Raw genomic sequence first — 20,085 nt, forward strand, 5'->3', positions numbered from 1 at the left:
ATAGATGGTGAAATGCTGTTATGTAAAAAGTACATTTTTTTGTATGCTGGAATGAAAGAGTAGAAGGAGTTTATTTCTAAAAAGTAGAATTTTTTACTGTATTGTTTTATTCAAAACGAAATGTAAAGGTGGATACATAATGACGGTAAAGAAGCTTTATTTCGTGCCAGCTGGTCGTTGTATGTTAGATCATTCTTCTGTTAATAGTACGCTCACACCGGGGAATTTATTAAACTTACCAGTATGGTGTTATTTATTGGAGACAGAAAAAGGGCCAATTTTAGTAGATACAGGTATGCCAGAAAGTGCGGTTAATAATGAAAATTTATTTGACGGTACATTTGTTGAAGGGCAGATTTTACCGAAAATGACTGAAGAAGATAGGATCGTGAATATTTTAAAACGCGTTGGTTATGAGCCGGAAGACCTTCTTTATATTATTAGTTCTCACTTGCATTTTGATCATGCAGGGGGAAATGGTGCTTTTACAAATACACCGATTCTTGTGCAGCGTGCTGAATATGAGACGGCACAACATAGTGAAGAATATTTGAAAGAATGTATATTGCCGAATTTAAACTACAAAATCATTGAAGGGGATTATGAAGTCGTACCAGGTGTTCAATTATTGTATACGCCAGGACATACTCCAGGACATCAGTCACTATTCATTGAGACGGAAAACTCTGGCCCAGTGTTATTAACGATTGATGCATCGTATACGAAAGAGAATTTTGAAGATGAAGTGCCGTTCGCGGGGGTTGATTCGGAATTAGCTTTATCTTCAATTAAGCGTTTAAAAGAAATTGTTAGGAAAGAGAATCCAATTGTTTTCTTTGGACATGATATAGAACAGGAAAAGAGCTGTAAAGTGTTCCCGGAATATATATAGTGCAAAAAGTCATGAGCTTACGTGCTCATGACTTTTTTGTTTAAATAATTTTTTTAAATAAGTTATAAACCTTTTTTGAACTACCTTCATTTAATTGATAGTACGTAAGGTTTACATCATCAGGAGTATCTTGCCGAGCAATCATCACTTCGTTACTATGATGGTCAACTACCCATATGAAATATTTTTTATAAGTTCCATCTTCGAAAGTAATCCACATATCACAATCTATTAAATCTGATCCTTCTTCATCTAATGTTAATTTTCCTTTTTTGGCGGTATCCATACTGTTAATAAACGTTTTTACTTCATCTGTTTTTGTAAGAAAGATATCCTTTTTTGTTTTAATTGACTCGACATGTATATCTTTTATTTCCTGTTTTCCTAAAAAGACAGGGGGCTCATTTGGGTCCCTTTGAGTTGAAATGATAGTAGCTTTCTTCTTTGGTTTACTTGCTGTATAGAAATCTTGAATAGATTTTCCAAAGTTGAAAAACCATATGATTCCAAAAATAATCAATGCACTACCTAGCAATAAAATGATTTTCTTAATAGGGTATTCTCCTCTCTATTACTTCGTGTGAAGAGCTTTTCTATTAATATATGATAGGCAAGCGTAAAGTATTATAGTTGAACTTGGTTATGCTTCACAGTTTTTATAGGGCGATCAACGAGTAAATTGTAAGTAAGCCCAATTAATACGAAAATTCCACCGACCACTTTGCCGATTGATAGTTCATTTGATAGGAAGAAATCAATGATAGTGCCCGCAAATAATTGTCCAATAAAGATGAGTAACGTTAAATAAAATGCAGATATTTTAGGAGTAATATAGTTTGATAATGAAATGACGATAACGCCTACTAATCCGCCTAAGTATACAGCGATAGGAATGGATTGCAACGTATGAATTGGAATATAAAATGAATCTGAACTGAAAATTAAAAATAGAGCGGAGAAAAATAATCCAGTAATATAATTGAAAAAGGTACCTTCCCAATTGCCAATTTCCTTTGCTAAATTCGCGTTAATAATTCTAGCAACAACGATAGAAACACCAGCTAAAATAGCGATAGTAATATATAACATTTTCTTGCCTCCATTAATAAATTGTCATGATTATAATTCCGGAAGAGATGAAGCATAATCCAATTAGTTTTTTCTTTTCAAACTTTGCAACCTTCATTCCTAATAAACCGAAATGGTCAATAACGATGGAAGCAATAGATTGACCGAGTAAACTTAATGCGATCGTAATAGAGGCACCAAGGACGGAGAAACTTATATTATTAAAAAGAACAGTGAATACCCCAATCGCTCCAGCACTATATAAAAAAAGTGGAATGCTTTTATTAAAATGAATTTTATTTTTGTTTATGATTAAAATGAAGATAACTGCAATTAAACCGACAAGGTGAATGACAACGCTCGCTGTGTACTTGCCAATTAATTCAGATAAAATCCCGTTCAGTGGAAGCATAACGGCGATGAGCACACCAATAAAGACAGAAAGAAAGTTATACAATGTAATATCCCCTTTAATTTTCATATTTGTAATGACTGTATCATGCTAAAATTGTGTATTACTATGACATATGTCATAGTGGAAGAAGAAAATTTTGATTACAATGGGGATGAGTTGTAAAGGCGGGGGAACTATGAAGAAAGTATGTAATTCAATTAAATTAGCAGAGTATATGAAACAAAATAATATTGACTCCTTTTTTAGTAATGATATGAAACCGTATATGGAACTTATATTTTTTAAAAAGAATGAGTTTATTTGTAGAGAAAATGAAGAGATAGATTATTTATATTTTTTTGTTGAAGGAAAAGCGAAAGCGTTTAATACGTTAAGTAACGGGAAATCTGTATTGTTATGCTTTTATGATAGTTTGCAGCTGCTAGGGGATGTTGAGTTAATTCATTCTCAAAAGACTGCTTCAAACGTACAAGTGATGGCAGATTCATATTGTGTTGGTTTGCCTTTAGGGAAAGTGAGAAATCAACTATTTTATGATGCGAAATTTTTACGATGTATTTGCGGATCGTTAGCACATAAGTTAAATCGACTTTCGAAAAATAGTACAATTAATTTACTATATCCACTTGAAAACAGACTTGCAAGTTACATGTTAGCAGCAGGGGAACGAGCAGTGCAGCACGGAAATCGAATTGTATTTAGTGGGAATTTAACGGAAACAGCTGAATTGTTAGGAACGAGTTATCGGCATTTATTGCGCACATTAAATATTTTTTGTGATAAAGAGGTTATAAAAAAGAACAATGGTTGTTTTGAAGTAGTGAATGTGGATGTATTGAGGGAATTGGCGGCAGATGTTTATAAGTAGGAGAGGATTATAAATGATTACACCTATATTTAGAGTTGTTGATGTTGAAAAAGCAAAGCTATTTTATTTGGATTTTTTAGGATTTAAAATGGATTGGGAACATCGTTATGAGGAACATATGCCATTATATATACAAATTTCGTTACATGATGCTGTAATGCATTTATCAGAACATCATGGAGATGCTTCGCCAGGCGGTGCGATTCGCGTCAAAATAGATAATGTAGAGGATTATCATTCTATATTATTGAATAAAGAATATGCTTATTCGAAGCCAAATATAGAAAAAACACCTTGGGATACAATCGAACTAACTGTAATTGATCCGTTTTCAAATAGAATCGTATTTTATGAGGAGAGATGGTAGAACCGGAAGGGATTAATATATAAATTTTTCAGAGATAGTGCAGTGTAATTACGTATTAAATAAATGGAATGAAGAGTAGTTCATAAAGTAGTGAACTGCTCTTTTTCATTTTGTTAAACAGATTGAATTATTGAAAAATAAATCGTATGATAAAACATATGAACAAATGAGCATATATTCATGTGAAATGAGAAGGAGGAAAAGGATGTTAGATGCAATTATCGTCGGAGCGGGTCAAGCTGGATTAACAATGGGATACTACTTGAAGCAAGAAGGATATAATTTTTTACTACTTGAGTCAGGAAATCGGATTGGTGATTCATGGAGAAATCGATATGATTCTTTGCAGCTCTTCACACCAAGGGAATATAGCAGTTTACCAGGGATGATATTAAAAGGAGAAAAGAATGAATTTCCACATAAAGATGAAATTACAATGTATTTAGAAGAATATGCACAGTATTTTCAACTACCGGTACAATTGCAAACGGAAGTTTTAAAAATAAGGAAAGAGAAAGAAATATTTGAATTACATACTTCTAAAGAAATATTACAATCAAAAAAAGTTATTATCGCATCAGGTGGTTTTCAGCAGCCATTCATTCCCTCATTTTCACAACATCTTTCATCGCATGTTTATCAAATACATTCATCACAATATAAATCACCATCACAAATCCCTAAGGGAAAAGTACTAGTAGTAGGTGGCGGGAATTCAGGAATGCAAATTGCAGTAGAACTGGCAAAGACTCATGAAGTTACAATGTCTATTAGTCATCCTTTAACGTATTTACCGTTACATCTTTTTAGAAAAAGTATTTTTAATTGGTTAGAAAAATTGGGTTTATTGTACGCCGAAGTAAATACAAAGAGGGGGAAATGGTTTCAAAAGAGAAAGGATCCCATTTTTGGATTTGAAGGTAAGGAACTCATTCGTAATGGAGCAATACAGCTACAGGAAAAAGTAGTAAGTGCATCAGAAAATAACATTATGTTTCAGAACGGTGGCACGTATAGTGCAGAAAGCATTATATGGTCAACAGGTTTTATTCAGAATTATAAATGGATTGAAATAGAAAGGGCAGTGAATGGGAATGGATGTCCTAATCATGTAAAGGGGATTAGTCCAGTAAGAGGATTGTATTATATCGGTTTACCATGGCAATCTCAAAGGGGTTCTGCACTTATTTGTGGTGTAGGAAAGGATGCAGCATATTTGCTTTCTGAAATCAAAAAAATAGATCAGTAGCAGCAACTACTGATCATCCATATGTACATGAATTAGGAGAGGTCAAACATTTATTAACTTTATTATAATAGATTTTCACGGAATAAAAAACTGAAAATTCTTATTTTTTGTTGAGAAAGTTTTTTTGTATCGAAATATATCAAAAAATAGGAATTTTCATTGGGAAGAAAAATGATATTTATATTTTAGTAAATTATGATATAGTCTACATTATAGGAATTTCCATAAATATAATTATTTGTATGCTAATTATATATATGTGAAGGAAGGAGAAGTAATTATGAAGTTTGATGATCAACGCCTACTAGGAGTCCGATTAGGTTCAATGCTCGTAACAGAGGAAAATCAATATTTAGTAATTAAGAAAAAAGATCATTATGCATTATTAAACATACATAATTTAGAATGTACTCATGTTGAAGTGCAACTAGAACATATTGAAGAAATGTTGCGTGAAGATTTTCAAGAAAGTATAACTGAAATTATCGCACCAGAACATATTAAAATTGTTGCGAAAAATGTTATATAGGTAAAGAAGCTGGAAGGAACAGCTTCTTTATTTTCATTATAAGGATAACGTTTTTACAACCTCACCAATGATCCCTTCCATTTGATGAACACCTAAATCGGAATTGGTCATAATAACAGCACCATTCCCGCAGTATGGATAACAAACCATCATACATTGAAATCCAACGCCCCATCCGAGTGAATAAACCTGTAATTCTTCATTAGGATCATCTAGAAAAACACCTAATCCAGTCCATTTTGAGCAACCTTGAGGAGAAATCATGTCTATTACTAATTTTTGAGAAAGTTTTAGTTTGCCCTTTCCTTGTAAGGAATGAATGATTTCAATAACTAAAGCTGATAAGTCAGTTGGTGTTGTCCAAATACCTGAAGCAGCTGCGAATGGATAAAATAGATACTTCTCATTTGTAACGGTGCAATCTTTATTATGACCGCAAGCAAAATCATCGGTTTTATCTATGACTTCGGGAGAGAAGAGTCTACTATTTTTCATTTGTAGTGGCTGGAAGATATGTTCTTCTAATAACTGAGCAAATGATTTCCCTGTAATATCTTCAAGTAGTAGCTCGATTATACAAAAGTTTGCATCTGAGTAGTGAAATTCACTTTCTGGTTTATAAGTTGTTTCTATAGGTACTGGGCAATATAATGTTTTACCAGCAAGGAGTTCAGACATGCTTGGTAGCCCTTGTGCAAGTGTATAATGTTCAAAACTATTAGGAGGATCAATCATCCCAGATTGGTGACTTAATAAGTTTCGCAACGTGACTTTTTTCTGTAGAGTAAATAGATTAGTAGGGATGTTCCAAGATGTGAGTCTATCATTTACGTCTTCATCTAAATGTACTATGCCTTGATCACATAATTTTAGTGTGAGTATGCCGGTGATGAACTTGCTAATAGAACAAGAATTGAATATGGAATTCGTATTGACAGTTCTAGTTGTTCCAGATTCAAGTGTTCCGAAGGCAGTAGTTTCATCAAGTCTACCGTCACGTATAACGGCAAGGCTTAATCCTGCAACGGAATATTCGTTCATTCTCTCATATATATTGTTACTTTTTAAGTTCATAGTGACTCCTTCTTTAGAAAAGATAGAATATTAGTTTTATTATACAGTAATAAATAGAGAGAAAGAGAGAAAAAGAAAACACTTCATTTTATATTGATGAAGTGTTTTTTTATTTTAAGTTAATTCGAAGTATATGTTCTAAAAAATTTATCTCTGTACATGTACATAAGCCATGAGGTTGTTATTAAAGAAATGATGATTTGTTTGTTTTCAATTGGTGCGCTGAAAACAAGCCAACCAACTATATCAAATGATAAATGTAGCATGATTGAAAGAACTACAAATTGCAATAACGTATTCAAAAATCTTTTCATAAAGTGTCCTCCTAAAATAATAGGTTTTATCAATAGTGTTGTATATTACTATTATACATTAAATGTTTTTTGTGGTAAAATTTACATAAATTAGTGAAGTAAAACAAATGAAAACTAATAAGGGGGAGCGTTTATGGAATTATGGATAATTATACCGATAGCAGCCTTTGGATTCATTTATATCGTTGAAAAATTAAATAAAATCGAAAAGAAAACAAATACGCGTTTAAAGCGGATTGAAGATAGATTACAAGTAATTAAGAAAGAAATGGGAATTGTAGAAAGAGAACATGAAATTAATAAAGAATTACGCCAGCTTGTGGAAGATGGAAAAACGATTACAGCAGTTAAGAGAGTGAGAGAGGCTTTTGGTTTTTCATTGTTAGAAGCGAAGCAATATGTTGATAAGTTATAAAAAAAGATCATCTAATTGGATGATCTTTTTTACTGAACCATACGTGTATTTACATAAGCAGCAATTATAACGTGGCCAATAATAATGATGGGAAATATTATTTTAACATTAGGAGTAATGAAGACACTGCCAATTGTGGCAATAACACCAGCAAATAAATTATAAAGACCGACTATTTTTGATAACTTCACTTTATCCGGCACGCGTCGTTCATTGAATCCTGATAAGAGCCAAGTGTATTGCTTTACTCCGATGAAATATGCTAGTGCAAATGAAATGATTGCTAGAATAAATAATGATGGATATGCGAAGAGAGTCACCAGAAACACCTCCGTTAATGGGCTATAAATAAATTATAGTATGAATGTTATAATTTAACAAAATCCAGTTTTGATTTTAAGTTTAATAGAAAACTGGCATTTGTGAAGAAGGGAGATTAAGTATGAATATTTCAGAATTCCAGAGATATGTAGCAAGTTTTAGTAAAGAAAAAGGGTTTCAACATACAACAATTGAAGAGCGCACGATGTATGCAATGGCGGAATTAGGGGAATTAACAGAAGCTATTTTAAAGCGTGATAAAATACAAGAGTCGAAACGAGAAATCGGTTTAGAAATGTTTGATGTAATTTGGAATGTATGTGATTTAGCGAATAAACTAAATATTGATTTAGAGAAGGCGTTTGAAGAAAAAATGATGATTAATAAAAAACGTGAATGGTAGGTAGAATTTTAATGCGCAAAGATGGGGGATATGAATGAAAAAGAAGTTTATTATAGGAGGAGTTTTAACCTTAATTAGTGTAATGGGTGTTGTCGCTTATTTAGTTTTTCAAGGTATATTCATTCCGAATCAATTCAGTGCGGACAAATATGAGATAAAAGGTGTAGATGTCGCATCTTATCAAGGAGAGATAGATTGGAGAGAGTTAGAAAAACAAAATATGAAGTTTGCGTTTATAAAGGCTACTGAAGGAAGTGCGTTTGTGGATGAGTACTTTTCGACAAATTGGATGAATGCAAATAAGACAGGTATGCGCACCGGAGCGTATCATTTTTTTAGTTTTGATAGTAAAGGTGAAACGCAAGCAAAGCAATATATACGAACCGTTCCAAAATATAAACAAGCATTGCCACCGGTAATTGATGTTGAGTTTTATGCTAATAAAAAAGATAATCCACCTCATCGTGAAGATGTTGAGAAAGAGTTGACAGTAATGGTAAAAATGCTAGAAAAACATTATGACAAGAAAGTAATATTGTATGCAACTCAAGAGGCGTATGATTTGTACATAAAAGATGCATATCCTCAATGTGATATATGGATTCGTAGTGTTCTTACAAAACCGAGTTTATCGGATGAAAGAAATTGGACGTTTTGGCAATACACAAATCGTGGAAGGTTAAGAGGGTATAACGGGAAAGAAAAGTATATTGATTTGAATGTATTTTGTGGGAATGAGGAAGAATTTAAGAATTATGGAATGAAAGATTAAGTTTTGAAGCGTACAGAATGTTGTATGCTTTTTTATTCATTACATGAAAAATATGTAAGAAAAGATGGAACAAACATTTGAGCTGAAATGTCTAATATAGGTAATAACTATTTAGTTTGAAAGAAAGGGTGGAGGAAATGAAAAAGACTACATTATTAAAAGTAGGGGTATGTGTAAGTTTACTAGGGTTAACTCAATTTGTTAGCACAATTTCTTCTGTGAAAGCGGAACAAAAGCTAGAGCAAAAAGTAATAAAAAATGAGACAGAAACCATTTCAATTTCTCAGTTAAATAAAAATGTATGGGTTCATACGGAGTTAGGTTATTTTAACGAAGAAGCAGTTCCTTCAAACGGTCTAGTTCTTACTACTTCTAAAGGATTAGTACTTGTCGATTCTTCTTGGGATGATAAGTTAACGAAGGAACTAATAGAGATGGTAGAAAAGAAATTTCAGAAGCGAGTAACGGATGTCATTATTACACATGCGCACGCTGATCGAATTGGCGGAATAAGAACGTTGAAAGAAAGAGGGATTAAAGCGCATAGTACAGCGTTAACCGCGGAACTAGCAAAGAAAAATGGATACGATGAGCCGCTTGGAGACTTGCAAACAATTACGAATATGAAGTTTGGAAACATGAAAGTAGAAACGTTCTATCCGGGAAAAGGTCATACAGAAGATAACATCGTTGTATGGTTACCACAATATAAAATTTTAGCTGGAGGCTGTTTAGTGAAATCTGCTGAAGCGAAAGATTTAGGGAATGTTGCTGATGCGTATGTAAATGAATGGTCCACATCGATTGGAAATGTGTTGAAGCGATATGGAAATATGAATGTAGTACTACCTGGACATGGTGAAGTAGGGGACAAAGGATTGCTTTTACATACACTGGATTTGTTGAAATAAGGAACAAAGAATAAAATAATGATGAAGCTTATTGTAGATGTAAGAAATTTTGGGAAGAAAAAAGAGAGGGGAAATAATTTTCTCCTCTCTTGCTCCTAACTATATTTAAATGCTGAATCTGTCGATTACGCCAGCATATATTACTGAGATTTTAATTCCAAGTATACAAATACTAGTACCGTCATAATTGCTATAACAACATAAGTAGCATCAAGCATTATAAGTGTTTTTAAAGTTTCAGTCATCCTAATTCACCCCTGCTATAAAAATATAACATGATCTTTTTATCAATCAGATAAGAGATCATAAAGATAAAATGTACATGAAATTTCTTAAGTAGTTTCTATATAAATATATCATATAAATAATGTAAATAATGTAAAGATAGTGTAAATGTATTGTAAAGAAAGAAAGAGGTTGCTCATAATGTCTATAAATCTTTTTAGTTGTATATACTATGTATTTCTCGTGTGCCATGTAGGAAACAGTTATAACATGTGAAAAATAAATTTACTTTGACAAATCAATCACGATGGTAGATGTTATTACATTTTCCTCTAATACATCTACCTGTACTTGTTCATCGTTGCTCCAATTGATATTGAAGTTCTCTGTCGTATACATTTCCTTAAGAGTGACCTCTTTATATTTTTCTAAAATGCTCCCCCTTTTCCCATAATAGATTCTTACAGTTGAACTGGGGCTTGGTCCTTTTGATTTTATTGTTTCTCTAAACTCGATAATATTTATTAGATTTGGAGATTCACTTTTTTGAAAGGTAAAGGAACTGACCACTTTTTGTACCTTCTTAAAAACAGAACCATTGGATTTATTTGATATGTTAAATTCCACAACTTCAGGTACTGTTTCTTTTCCACGTAGCGTTATCGTTGCTTCATAATCGTTTTTCCAATCTACGGAAACGTTTGAGGAATCGAGACGTTCCCCGTCATTTGCAATATTTGTGTCAAAATGTTCCCATAAGCCGTATTTAATTCTGACAGGAAAGGAACCATGAGAAGAGTCTGAATCTATTTTTACTACTTTAATCGTATTTATACTATTTGGAGACTGACTTTTTTTAAGTGTAACGTCGTATAAATACAAAAGGTAAGAAAAACAGCCTACTACTAAAATAATTGGAATTACAATACGTAAGGCAGTAATTGGACGGCCTCGTTTCCTTTTTTTCTTAGTGCTTTTACTATCTTGTTCAAGGTCTTTTTTAATACTCGTTTGAACTGTTACTTTTGGCGGACGAATAAACCACCAAATGAAAGCTATAAGTAGTAAGAAAAGAGGTATTCCTTGAATAAAGAGAAATCCTTTCCAAAAATCAAGTCTAGTACTATATGGAGAATCTGTTGCCATCACCCCTATAAAAAGTGCCACTGGACTTGCAAGTATATTTATCCCTAAACCGATCATTACGAATGAAAGATTTTTATTCCTAATTTTTCGTGACCCAGCCATAATAAACAGAAATATTGCAATACCGAGTATAAGAAACAGTATTCCATAATAAAACATCATATATACCATATTATCCCTCCATAACTTTAATTGTACCATTAGTAAAGGGAATTTTGTGAAACCTTGGATAAATATGGTATTTGTATCCCTTAAAAGGATGTCTATATATTATGTTAATAAATGATTATTCCTATGTATTAATATAAGAAGGCAGTAAAAATATTATGTCAACAATATGAACTGTCACAAATTTTCATATATTATTGTGATTGATATCACATCCTTTTATCTCACTGGGTACTATGCTTAGGTTGTAAGGAATGATTGGGAGAGGGTGGGATGATAATGTTTTGTTATCAATGTGAACAAACGCCAACAGGCGGATGTAAAGTAATAGGTGTTTGCGGTAAAAATGAAACAATTGCAAGTTTACAAGATACGATTGTGTTTGGACTAAAAGGAATTGCGGCTTATCGTACGCATGCTGCTCAGTTAGGTTATACGGATGCATTTGTAGATGCTACAACGCAAGAAGCGTTATATATGACATTAACAAATTCTAATTTTAATGAACAAGAACATATTGATATGGCTATGAAAGTTGGGAAATCAGCTTTACGAGTGATGGAATTATTAGATGAGGCACATACGAATCACTTTGGTGTTCCAGAGCCTGTTCAAATTACACAAAATCATGTAGAAGGTAAGGCAATTGTAGTTACTGGTCATAATTTATTTGCATTAGAGGAATTATTAAAGCAAACAGAAGGAAAAGAAATTAATATTTATACGCATTCTGAAATGCTACCAGCACACGGTTATCCACAATTGAAAAAATATAAACATTTAAAAGGAAATATTGGTAAGGCTTGGTATGATCAACGACGTCTTTTTGAAAAATTTACTGGTGCTATATTGGCTACAACGAACTGTGTTATGCCGATTAAAGGATCTTACTCTGACCGATTCTTTTCATATGATATTGCAGGACTAGAGGGCGTACAAAAAATTGAAAATGATGATTTTACACCATTGATTCAAAAAGCGCTAGAACTTCCAGAAGTACATATGGAGTCGGATGAGCAGTTAGTAACAGGTTTTCATCATAATACAGTATTATCATTAGCTCCAGAAATTATTGAGGCAGTAAAGGAAGGAAAAATAAAGCGTTTCTTTGTCATTGCAGGTTGTGATGCTCCAGGAAAAGGCGGAGAATATTATCGTGAATTAGCAACGTCACTGCCCCCAGAAACGGTTATTTTAACAACTTCTTGTGGGAAATTCCGCTTTAATGATGTAAATTACGGTGTTGTACCTGGTACGGAGATCCCGCGTTATATTGATTTAGGACAATGCAATAATTCAATTTCTACAGTGAAAATAGCGGCCGCTTTAGCAGATGCTTTTCAATGTGAAGTGAATGAATTACCAGTGAGTATTGTCCTATCATGGTTTGAACAAAAAGCGGTTGCCATTTTACTTGGGCTATTTAGTCTTGGCATTCAAGATATTCGCATCGGTCCAAAAGCGCCTGAATTTATTTCACCTGGTGTGCTTGATGTATTACAAGAAACATTTGGTTTAAAACTAATTACAACTGCAGCAGAAGATATGGCTATGATGTTATCGTAACGAAAAGATGTTGTACATGTAGTAGTGGCTTTATAAAGAATTTGTATGTATTCAAAAACTAATTTATTAGATACACAGGTACAATAGTAGAAGAACAAAAAATAATCCGTCTTATGAATAAGGAGAGCCATCCATATTCACTAACTTCGAAATATTATAGCGCCCCAAAATAAAAAAGTGTAGATTTTTTGTTTTGGGGTATTTTCTTTTCTTAGCTGGATAGGTATGTGGAGGGGCTTCTTCAGAAAGAAAATAGGTTGTATCCAATAGGTAATAGTGGATTTTAGAAAAATTTTGAAAATCAGTTGACATCCGCCATTACTAAGTCATACAATGTAGTTGTAATAAGTAATACTGAATAGTGTTGTTTCTCAAAACGTATTCAGTAAACAATAGGTAATAGCGGATTTTAGAAAAATTTTGAAAATCAGTTGACATCCACTGCTACTTAGTCATACAATGTAGTTGTAATAAGTAATACTGAATAGTATGATTTCACAAAAGCTATTCAGTGAAAAATTCGTCTTAGTACTCTGTGATACTGAATATAAGTCAGACAGAATAGGGGGTAGAGGAGGATCATAATATGGAAAATTTAACTGAAATGCTGAAAGGTTCGTTGGAAGGATGTGTGCTGGAAATCATTAGCCGCCGTGAAACGTATGGCTATGAGATTACTCGTCATCTGAATGATCTTGGGTTTACCGAAGTCGTGGAAGGAACGGTTTATACTATCCTTGTACGATTAGAGAAGAAAAAGCTTGTGAATATTGAAAAGAAACCGTCAGATATGGGGCCACCCCGTAAGTTTTATTCACTTAATGATGCTGGCCGCCAGGAGCTTGAATTGTTTTGGGAAAAATGGGATTTTGTATCATCAAAAATTAACGTCTTGAAGTCAAACTAGCCTCATAAAATAAGTTATTGCGTCTAACGTTTTTGGAGTTTCTTGTTCTGCTTTATAAAAAAGGAGGAAAAATAATATGATGGAAATGTTCAAAAAATTAATTGGTGATAAAAAAGAGTACAGAATGATGATGGCACGGGTTGGAGCCTTACCGGAGGATTACCAATTTGTGTTTAAGAAAATTCAAAACTACATGTGGAATTTCTCAGCGGGTAACGGGATGGATATGCTGCACATTCAGTATGAATTAATCGATTTGTTTGAAGCTGGTGCGGCGGAAGGTAGACAAGTGCTTGAAATCACTGGCGAGGACGTGGCATCTTTTGCTGACGAATTAGTGGCAAACGCTAAAACGTATGTCTCTAAGTATCGTGAAGATTTGAACGAGAGTATCATGAAGCAATTGAGAAAAAAATAAATGCAATAGGTAATACCGACTGATTAGCTGGTTACAAATGTGAATTGCCACCATCGCTATTCAGTTATATTTTTAACTAGGTACTAAGTGTTACTGAATAGAGGGGTGTATGCAACTTATGTGTGAAAAACATTTTTTAAAAGGAGGAAAAAATATGAGCAATGCAGCGATTTCTGTAAAAGAGTTAAAAAAATCTTTTAAAGACAAGGAGGTGTTAAAGGGCGTGGATTTTGAGGTGCAGCGTGGCGAAATTTTTGCACTACTGGGCTCAAATGGAGCTGGCAAGACGACGACGGTCAATATCCTCTCGACGTTAATGAAGCAAGATAGTGGCGAAGTAAGTATTGGCGGTTTTGACGTCCAACGTCAACCAGACCATGTTCGCCAAAGCATCAGTCTCACAGGACAGTTCGCAGCTTTAGACGGTATGCTCACCGGGCGAGAAAACTTAATGATGATTGCCGATTTGCGTGGAGTATCAAATCCCGCTCAAGTCGCTGACGATTTGCTTGCAAGATTCAGCCTGACTGATGCAGCTAACCAGAGGGCTGACCAGTATTCGGGAGGGATGAAGCGCCGACTTGATATCGCCATGAGTTTGATTGGGACGCCAGCAGTCATTTTTCTTGATGAACCAACGACAGGGCTGGATCCTGAAGCACGGATTGAAGTGTGGGATACCGTCAAGGAACTTGCTGGTGGTGGCACAACGATCTTGCTTACGACTCAGTACTTGGAGGAAGCAGAACAACTGGCGGACCGTATCGCTATTTTGCATGGCGGAAAAATTATTACGACTGGTACTCTTACTGAATTAAAAGAGATGTTTCCGCCAGCAAAAGTAGAGTATATAGAGAAGCAACCGACATTGGAAGAAATTTTCCTTGCGATCATTGGAAAAAAGGAGGAGATGTAAATGAAAAGCAAAACAGGGGTTTTATTAGGACGGTTAATGCGAAACATTATGCGTAGTCCAGATACGATTATTACGGTAGCGATTACACCGATTATGATGATGCTGTTATTTGTTTACGTATTTGGTGGTGCCATACAGACAGGAACGGATAACTACGTCAATTATTTATTACCGGGAATTTTGTTGATGGCTATCGCATCTGGTGTCGCTTACACTTCCGTACGATTGTTTACGGATGTAAAGAGCGGATTGATGGCACGTTTCATTACTATGCCCATCAAGCGTTCATCGGTATTATGGGCTCATGTATTGACTTCACTTGTTGCAAATGTGCTTACTATCGTGGTGGTTATCCTTGTTGCACTTTTAATGGGGTTCCGTTCCAACGCTAACATGCTAGATTGGCTCGCGGTTGCTGGGATACTCGGAATGTTTACGCTTGCGCTAACATGGCTTGCTGTTATTCCAGGGCTGACAGCGAAGTCTATGGAAGGGGCGACGGCCTACTCGTACCCGCTAATTTTTCTACCATTTATTAGTTCTGCCTTTGTTCCTACTGAAACGATGCCAAAAATTGTTCGTGCGTTTGCTGAGAACCAGCCTGTAACTTCAATCGTGAATGCGATTCGTGCTCTCTTATATGAAGGATCTGTTGGCAACGATATTTGGATTGCCCTTGCTTGGTGCGTGGGAATCATGGTTATTGCTTACTTCTTCGCTAGTAAAGCATTTAAACGTCAGTTAGGATAAGTACCGAGGTAACTAAATCATCCGGAATAATATATATTTAGAAAAGCACGGGAAGACTTTCCGTGCTTTCATTATTTGTCATGTTTTTAAGGTAACAGTTGTCGATATAATACCTTTACTGTATACAATAATTGGGTGCAATTCTGGAATAAGAATTGTGCTTTTATTTTTATATGGGAGCATGTAATGAAAATAGGATTTTAAAAAAGCGATGTAATGAGTTTTAACTGTTCAATGTTTATGGGAAGTATAAGCATAATCTCTCTTGTAAACCTGCTAACACGTCTTCAGGCATTTCCTTAATTTTGATATCCTTACCTAGGAAAAGTAGCCAATTCGTTATTTCTGTTAATTCATCGAGACTGTTAACATTGATAAAAGTTTTTAAAATGGCTGTAGATTGGTAAGGATTTGTATAAGAAATTGAAATTTTGAAAGGATGGTATTTTTTGAACTGGGCAATCGCTTTTGGACCAAGTTCAAGTACAAGGTTGATTGCTTCGTCCTTCTTACTTAGTTTTTCTAAAATCTTTTTCTTACTTAATCTCTTTTTCGTCGTATAGGGTTCGATATTAATAAGATGATCGACAAGAAACATCTTCTTTTTTTCTTCTTTTATGTCAAAGCCTTCAATTATCCAATGGCTTTTTTCTTGATAAAGGTGTAGTAAATAAATTGGATAAGATTTGATTTCCTCCTTTTCATTGATAGTAATCAATAAATGGCTATCCGAAAGAAGGATTTGGATGAGTTTTTCTAACATAGGATGGGGAAGGTCAGAAAGCTCAAGTAAATCGGGGTTATGAGGATTAGTTCCTCCAAAAAGTAAGATTTGATTTAAAAGAACAAGGTCGTCCTGCTGGGTTTCTGAGATAAGTCCCAGTAGTTTTTCAGCTAAAGACTGACGACTCTTTAGATAAGGAAGTTGTTGATTTCTTGTGGCCATAAAGGCAATAAAAAGAGCTTTCACTTCATTATCAGTAAAGCGAACGACGGGCAGGATAGAGTTATGCATAACAAAATATCCTCCAGTCCTGCCAACTTCAGCGACAAGTGGCATCCCCATAGCTTCAATTTCTCTAATGTCTCTAATAGCTGTTGACCGAGAGATGTTAAATTCTTGTATAATTTCAGAAATAGTAAAGTGGGAGCGGTTGTTAATATAGCGCATGATCGTATTAATCCGTTCAACTTTTTTCATTTTTGTCTCCTAAACAGTATCATTTTTTGACATGATTTAAAGATATTATAAACTTATCAGATGAAAAGATAAATCGTTTGATTAATAAAAAAAGAGGAAGGTTTTGAATATGAAAAATTATACGTTAGAAGAGAAAGATAGCTTTATCGTTTTAGGTATTGGAACTGAAATTAAGAGTGAATACACCGACTTTGCTGGAATAAATAAAGAAAAGGAAGACTTTTGGTCGGCCGTTAAAGAAGATGGAAGGCTGGACAATTTAAAAGCTTTAGCTACAAATGATTACATTTTTTCCGTGAGCGAAGCTGTGAATAATAAGATGATGTATTATGCTGGTGTCATGACAGAAGAACAAATACAAGAAGAATGTAGAGTGATCCAGTTTCCTAAGGGGGCATACGTAGTAGTTAAAGGAGAAGGTAAGACGGCTGAGGAGCTAAGTAATAAACTTACTGGTATTGCTTTTGGTCAAGTGTTACTAGAAGCAAAGGATTTTGCCTATGTTGGTGGACCAAATACAACGGTCGAGATGGGGCAGCGAAATGGTTTAGTATTTGGTGAAATATGGATTCCGGTTGTTAGGAAGTAAAGAGATAAAAGGAGAGATGAAATTGTCCTATAACGTTGATTTTAAAAATGTAACTACAGTTGGTTTAGAGTCTTCACCTATGTCAGAAGCGCTTGCTGGATTACGTGCTCATGAAGCCCGTTACTTTATGAATAAATACAAGCATGAGTTTATAGTTGTACCAGCTAGTGAAAGCAAGGAGACTCTTGATTATGTGAACCGCGTTTTGAAAGAAGAACGCGATATTGAGTTTGCGGCGAAACCTTTAGAAACTTCATGTTTTCAAGTGGAAAATATTCAATTTACCTACGTCTTTTATGAGGATGGTCTTGGGATCAACGTCATGTATACATTGGATAACCCGAAAAAGCGGGCTGTTGGATTTAAGCTTTCTGATGGAATGGAAGTACCAACGGAATTAGCAGAGAAGTTTAAGTTTGCTAGGCAGAAGTCTAAATTAGCTGGAACAATTCGAGGTTCGTTTTTTGTAATAAAAGGAGAATATATTGTAAGTTGAAGAATCTAGTCGTTTGATGTATTTTAATAGGCACGAGTATGGAAAGTAGGGGCTAACGATCTTGAGTTGTTAGCTTTTTTTGTTACCGATAATAGTGCGTAAAGTTAATCTTTTCTCCCCTCAATCATGATAAAATGTACAATAGGAAATTTTATGTAACGTAAAGGGGGAAGATTCATGGTCAGCTTTAGTACTTTGCTAGCTTTTGCACTTGTTTCACTTAGCATGGTTTGTTCACCTGGTCCTAATATGATTTATCTCATCTCTCGTTCCATTACGCAAGGACGTATGGCAGGATTTATTTCTCTCTTGGGCATTATGCTCGGATTTGTAATTTATATAATCGCAACAATGTTTGGACTTACAGTTCTTTTCCTTGCTGTTCCTGCTGTCTATGAAGCAGTAAAGTGGGCAGGTGCCGCTTATTTACTTTGGCTAGCTTGGAATTCGATTAAACCTGGTGCTACATCTATTATGGAACCTCGTACTATTTCTAATGAACCACCACGGAAATTATTTCTAATGGGACTCATGACCAATCTTCTGAATCCAAAGATTGCAATTTTGTATGTATCACTGCTACCTCAATTTGAAGATCCTGAGAAAGGATCGTTGCTTCTACAAGGTGCAGTTTTGGGCCTTACGCAAATTACTATTAGCTTTATCGTCAACCTCCTAATTGTATTTACAGCAAGTAAAGTTGCCAAATGGTTTGGCACACGCCCAACGTGGTTACGAGTGCAACGTTGGCTTATGGCAAGCGTCTTGACAGGTCTTGCTGTACGTCTTGCTTTTGAACGTCGACAGTAAGAGCCTCTTTACCTTCAGTTTCTATAATATAACCTAATAAATGTTAATATACGTTATATATAAAAGATATTTATCTTATAAAATAAGGGGGATATTATGACTGAGACAACTGAATCTTCAGGAGTCAATTTGAAAAAAGATGTGAAATTTTCTATTATAATTCCTGCACATAATGAAGAAAAGTATATTAGAAAATGTTTAGATTCAATTGCAACGGCATCAGAGGCATATAAAGATCAAATGGAAGTCATAGTTGTTTTAAATCGTTGTACAGATAAAACAGAGGAAATAGCAAAATCTTATAACTGTATTACATTAAAAAATAACGATAAAAACTTATCTAAAATTCGAAATGCAGGGGCTAAAATAGCTAGTGGAGAAATAATCGTTACTATAGACGCTGATACGATAATGACAGAGTCTATGTTGTCTAATGTAGATAAATATTTAGCTTCAGGTAAATACATTGGTGGTGGGGTGAATGGGAAGTTTGAAAGAATATCTTTAGGAATATTTCTCTCTGCAATGTTAATAATAATCCCCTTACTTTTTAAGTACGGAGCTATATCTGTAGGGATTTTTTGGTGCTATAAAAAAGACTTTATGGCAATCAACGGATTTAATGAAAACATGCTTATGGCAGAAGATGCAGATTTCGCTAAACGTTTAAAAGAGTGGGGAAAGCGAAATAATAAGAAATTCGGTACTATTAAAAATGGAATGATAACTTCATGCAGAAGATTTGATACATATGGAGATTGGGCCTTACTTAAAAACCCAAAAGTAATATTAGCTTATCTAAAAGGAAATGATAGAAAATCTGCAGATAAGACATATTATGATAATCAAGAAAGGTAACGCTTGAGAAAATCGGTAGGAAATAGTGAGAACAGTTGGTTGTCTAATATATAATGAGAGCACAACTGAATTTAATAGATACTACAAAAAAACCATCAATTTGATTAGCTCTTCTTCAAATTAATGGTTTTTATTTTTGAAATTAATATCTATTTTTTATAAAAAATATTTTTTGACCCCCATAAAACTATGTATTCCTCCGAATATATATAGTGAAAAAATAAATAGAAGAAAAATCACTATAAAAGAATATCAGAGTATTAATAAAAATTACTAGATTAAGTTGAGCATCTGAAATAAAAGGATGAAATTACCAATGATATAGAGAAGAGTTATTTAAGGATTGCAGATAAAATAGAAAAAGAATAAGCAAAACGAACGGTAGAAAATAAGAAAGTAGATAAAAATACAAACTTAACTTTAGTGCCGAGAGAAAA

Annotated in this window: 26 protein-coding genes; 18 read left to right on the top strand and 8 right to left on the bottom strand. The window is 34.2% G+C overall.

Annotation, left to right across the window (positions count from 1 at the left end):
• Positions 1 to 139 precede the first annotated feature (139 nt).
• Positions 140 to 892, top strand: coding sequence for a quorum-quenching N-acyl homoserine lactonase AiiA (gene aiiA / locus JDS98_RS20545; protein WP_199634274.1), 753 nt, complete (start codon positions 140 to 142; stop codon positions 890 to 892).
• Between the two features lie 40 nt (positions 893 to 932).
• On the opposite strand, the gene JDS98_RS20550 is transcribed toward aiiA, so the two are convergent.
• The 3 genes from JDS98_RS20550 to JDS98_RS20560 all read right to left on the bottom strand — a co-directional run bounded on the left by JDS98_RS20550 (position 933) and on the right by JDS98_RS20560 (position 2,441).
• Entirely contained in the window at positions 933 to 1,427 is a 495-nt protein-coding gene (locus JDS98_RS20550; RefSeq protein WP_140158559.1) for a hypothetical protein, read from the bottom strand.
• 89 nt (positions 1,428 to 1,516) lie between these two features.
• Positions 1,517 to 1,981, bottom strand: a complete 465-nt coding sequence (locus JDS98_RS20555) for a DMT family transporter (protein ID WP_000965809.1) — start codon at positions 1,979 to 1,981, stop codon at positions 1,517 to 1,519.
• A 13-nt stretch (positions 1,982 to 1,994) separates the two neighbouring features.
• Positions 1,995 to 2,441 carry a DMT family transporter gene (locus JDS98_RS20560; protein WP_002155830.1) on the bottom strand — a complete coding sequence of 149 codons (447 nt, stop codon included), beginning with the start codon at positions 2,439 to 2,441 and terminating at the stop codon, positions 1,995 to 1,997.
• Between the two features lie 109 nt (positions 2,442 to 2,550).
• Here JDS98_RS20560 and JDS98_RS20565 point away from each other — a divergent pair, with 109 nt between their 5' ends.
• The 4 genes from JDS98_RS20565 (at position 2,551) to JDS98_RS20580 (ending at position 5,388) form a co-directional block, all read left to right on the top strand.
• Positions 2,551 to 3,243 (top strand): cyclic nucleotide-binding domain-containing protein, encoded by a 693-nt coding sequence (locus tag JDS98_RS20565; protein ID WP_000754844.1) that lies wholly within the window; start codon positions 2,551 to 2,553, stop codon positions 3,241 to 3,243.
• 13 nt (positions 3,244 to 3,256) lie between these two features.
• Complete coding sequence (locus tag JDS98_RS20570; protein WP_087970290.1) at positions 3,257 to 3,610, top strand: glyoxalase superfamily protein; 354 nt, start codon at positions 3,257 to 3,259, stop codon at positions 3,608 to 3,610.
• Positions 3,611 to 3,815: 205 nt separating this feature from the next.
• Positions 3,816 to 4,859 (top strand): flavin-containing monooxygenase, encoded by a 1,044-nt coding sequence (locus JDS98_RS20575; protein WP_087970291.1) that lies wholly within the window; start codon positions 3,816 to 3,818, stop codon positions 4,857 to 4,859.
• A 280-nt stretch (positions 4,860 to 5,139) separates the two neighbouring features.
• On the top strand, positions 5,140 to 5,388 hold the full coding sequence (locus JDS98_RS20580) for a hypothetical protein (protein WP_000666941.1): 249 nt from the start codon (positions 5,140 to 5,142) through the stop codon (positions 5,386 to 5,388).
• A gap of 36 nt (positions 5,389 to 5,424) precedes the next feature.
• Here JDS98_RS20580 and JDS98_RS20585 read toward each other — a convergent pair whose 3' ends face one another.
• Both JDS98_RS20585 and JDS98_RS20590 read right to left on the bottom strand, forming a co-directional pair.
• Positions 5,425 to 6,462 carry a serine hydrolase domain-containing protein gene (locus tag JDS98_RS20585; RefSeq protein WP_173781184.1) on the bottom strand — a complete coding sequence of 346 codons (1,038 nt, stop codon included), beginning with the start codon at positions 6,460 to 6,462 and terminating at the stop codon, positions 5,425 to 5,427.
• Positions 6,463 to 6,581: 119 nt separating this feature from the next.
• A complete protein-coding gene (locus tag JDS98_RS20590) occupies positions 6,582 to 6,776 on the bottom strand; it encodes a hypothetical protein (RefSeq protein WP_097959790.1) in 195 nt (64 codons plus the stop codon).
• A gap of 133 nt (positions 6,777 to 6,909) precedes the next feature.
• Here JDS98_RS20590 and JDS98_RS20595 point away from each other — a divergent pair, with 133 nt between their 5' ends.
• On the top strand, positions 6,910 to 7,191 hold the full coding sequence (locus JDS98_RS20595) for a hypothetical protein (RefSeq protein WP_097959791.1): 282 nt from the start codon (positions 6,910 to 6,912) through the stop codon (positions 7,189 to 7,191).
• 29 nt (positions 7,192 to 7,220) lie between these two features.
• Here JDS98_RS20595 and JDS98_RS20600 read toward each other — a convergent pair whose 3' ends face one another.
• The gene (locus JDS98_RS20600) at positions 7,221 to 7,511 is read right to left on the bottom strand and encodes a DUF3784 domain-containing protein (RefSeq protein ID WP_087970295.1); all 291 of its coding nucleotides are present in this window, start codon (positions 7,509 to 7,511) and stop codon (positions 7,221 to 7,223) included.
• 122 nt (positions 7,512 to 7,633) lie between these two features.
• Here JDS98_RS20600 and JDS98_RS20605 point away from each other — a divergent pair, with 122 nt between their 5' ends.
• From JDS98_RS20605 to bla2, 3 genes are all read left to right on the top strand, one after another.
• Complete coding sequence (locus JDS98_RS20605; protein ID WP_087970296.1) at positions 7,634 to 7,915, top strand: MazG nucleotide pyrophosphohydrolase domain-containing protein; 282 nt, start codon at positions 7,634 to 7,636, stop codon at positions 7,913 to 7,915.
• A gap of 34 nt (positions 7,916 to 7,949) precedes the next feature.
• Positions 7,950 to 8,687 carry a glycoside hydrolase family 25 protein gene (locus tag JDS98_RS20610; protein WP_098911839.1) on the top strand — a complete coding sequence of 246 codons (738 nt, stop codon included), beginning with the start codon at positions 7,950 to 7,952 and terminating at the stop codon, positions 8,685 to 8,687.
• A gap of 137 nt (positions 8,688 to 8,824) precedes the next feature.
• Entirely contained in the window at positions 8,825 to 9,598 is a 774-nt protein-coding gene (gene bla2, locus JDS98_RS20615; RefSeq protein ID WP_199632529.1) for a BcII family subclass B1 metallo-beta-lactamase, read from the top strand.
• A 510-nt stretch (positions 9,599 to 10,108) separates the two neighbouring features.
• On the opposite strand, the gene JDS98_RS20620 is transcribed toward bla2, so the two are convergent.
• Positions 10,109 to 11,140 (bottom strand): hypothetical protein, encoded by a 1,032-nt coding sequence (locus JDS98_RS20620; RefSeq protein ID WP_199634275.1) that lies wholly within the window; start codon positions 11,138 to 11,140, stop codon positions 10,109 to 10,111.
• A gap of 276 nt (positions 11,141 to 11,416) precedes the next feature.
• On the opposite strand from JDS98_RS20620, the gene hcp reads away from it, so the two are divergent.
• The 5 genes from hcp (at position 11,417) to JDS98_RS20645 (ending at position 15,694) form a co-directional block, all read left to right on the top strand.
• Positions 11,417 to 12,703, top strand: coding sequence for a hydroxylamine reductase (gene hcp / locus JDS98_RS20625; RefSeq protein WP_097959795.1), 1,287 nt, complete (start codon positions 11,417 to 11,419; stop codon positions 12,701 to 12,703).
• Positions 12,704 to 13,289: 586 nt separating this feature from the next.
• On the top strand, positions 13,290 to 13,610 hold the full coding sequence (locus JDS98_RS20630; protein ID WP_000429482.1) for a PadR family transcriptional regulator: 321 nt from the start codon (positions 13,290 to 13,292) through the stop codon (positions 13,608 to 13,610).
• Between the two features lie 76 nt (positions 13,611 to 13,686).
• On the top strand, positions 13,687 to 14,028 hold the full coding sequence (locus JDS98_RS20635; RefSeq protein ID WP_000970406.1) for a DUF1048 domain-containing protein: 342 nt from the start codon (positions 13,687 to 13,689) through the stop codon (positions 14,026 to 14,028).
• A 154-nt stretch (positions 14,029 to 14,182) separates the two neighbouring features.
• On the top strand, positions 14,183 to 14,944 hold the full coding sequence (locus tag JDS98_RS20640) for an ABC transporter ATP-binding protein (protein WP_097959796.1): 762 nt from the start codon (positions 14,183 to 14,185) through the stop codon (positions 14,942 to 14,944).
• Positions 14,945 to 15,694, top strand: a complete 750-nt coding sequence (locus JDS98_RS20645) for an ABC transporter permease (protein WP_097959797.1) — start codon at positions 14,945 to 14,947, stop codon at positions 15,692 to 15,694.
• A gap of 238 nt (positions 15,695 to 15,932) precedes the next feature.
• On the opposite strand, the gene JDS98_RS20650 is transcribed toward JDS98_RS20645, so the two are convergent.
• Positions 15,933 to 16,895: a helix-turn-helix transcriptional regulator gene (locus tag JDS98_RS20650; protein WP_097879023.1), complete on the bottom strand. Its 963-nt coding sequence runs from the start codon at positions 16,893 to 16,895 to the stop codon at positions 15,933 to 15,935.
• 109 nt (positions 16,896 to 17,004) lie between these two features.
• Between JDS98_RS20650 and JDS98_RS20655 the strand changes: the two genes are divergently transcribed.
• From JDS98_RS20655 to JDS98_RS20670, 4 genes are all read left to right on the top strand, one after another.
• Positions 17,005 to 17,484 (top strand): GyrI-like domain-containing protein, encoded by a 480-nt coding sequence (locus JDS98_RS20655; protein ID WP_000801055.1) that lies wholly within the window; start codon positions 17,005 to 17,007, stop codon positions 17,482 to 17,484.
• Positions 17,471 to 17,980, top strand: coding sequence for a phage tail protein (locus tag JDS98_RS20660; RefSeq protein ID WP_097959798.1), 510 nt, complete (start codon positions 17,471 to 17,473; stop codon positions 17,978 to 17,980). Before JDS98_RS20655 ends, JDS98_RS20660 begins: the two co-directional genes overlap by 14 nt.
• Positions 17,981 to 18,157: 177 nt before the next feature.
• The gene (locus JDS98_RS20665; RefSeq protein ID WP_087970305.1) at positions 18,158 to 18,790 is read left to right on the top strand and encodes a LysE family translocator; all 633 of its coding nucleotides are present in this window, start codon (positions 18,158 to 18,160) and stop codon (positions 18,788 to 18,790) included.
• A 96-nt stretch (positions 18,791 to 18,886) separates the two neighbouring features.
• A complete protein-coding gene (locus tag JDS98_RS20670) occupies positions 18,887 to 19,648 on the top strand; it encodes a glycosyltransferase (RefSeq protein WP_087970306.1) in 762 nt (253 codons plus the stop codon).
• Positions 19,649 to 20,085 lie beyond the last annotated feature (437 nt).

The organism is Bacillus cereus group sp. N11 (assembly GCF_016483605.1).
Taxonomy (GTDB): Bacteria; Bacillota; Bacilli; order Bacillales; family Bacillaceae_G; genus Bacillus_A; species Bacillus_A toyonensis.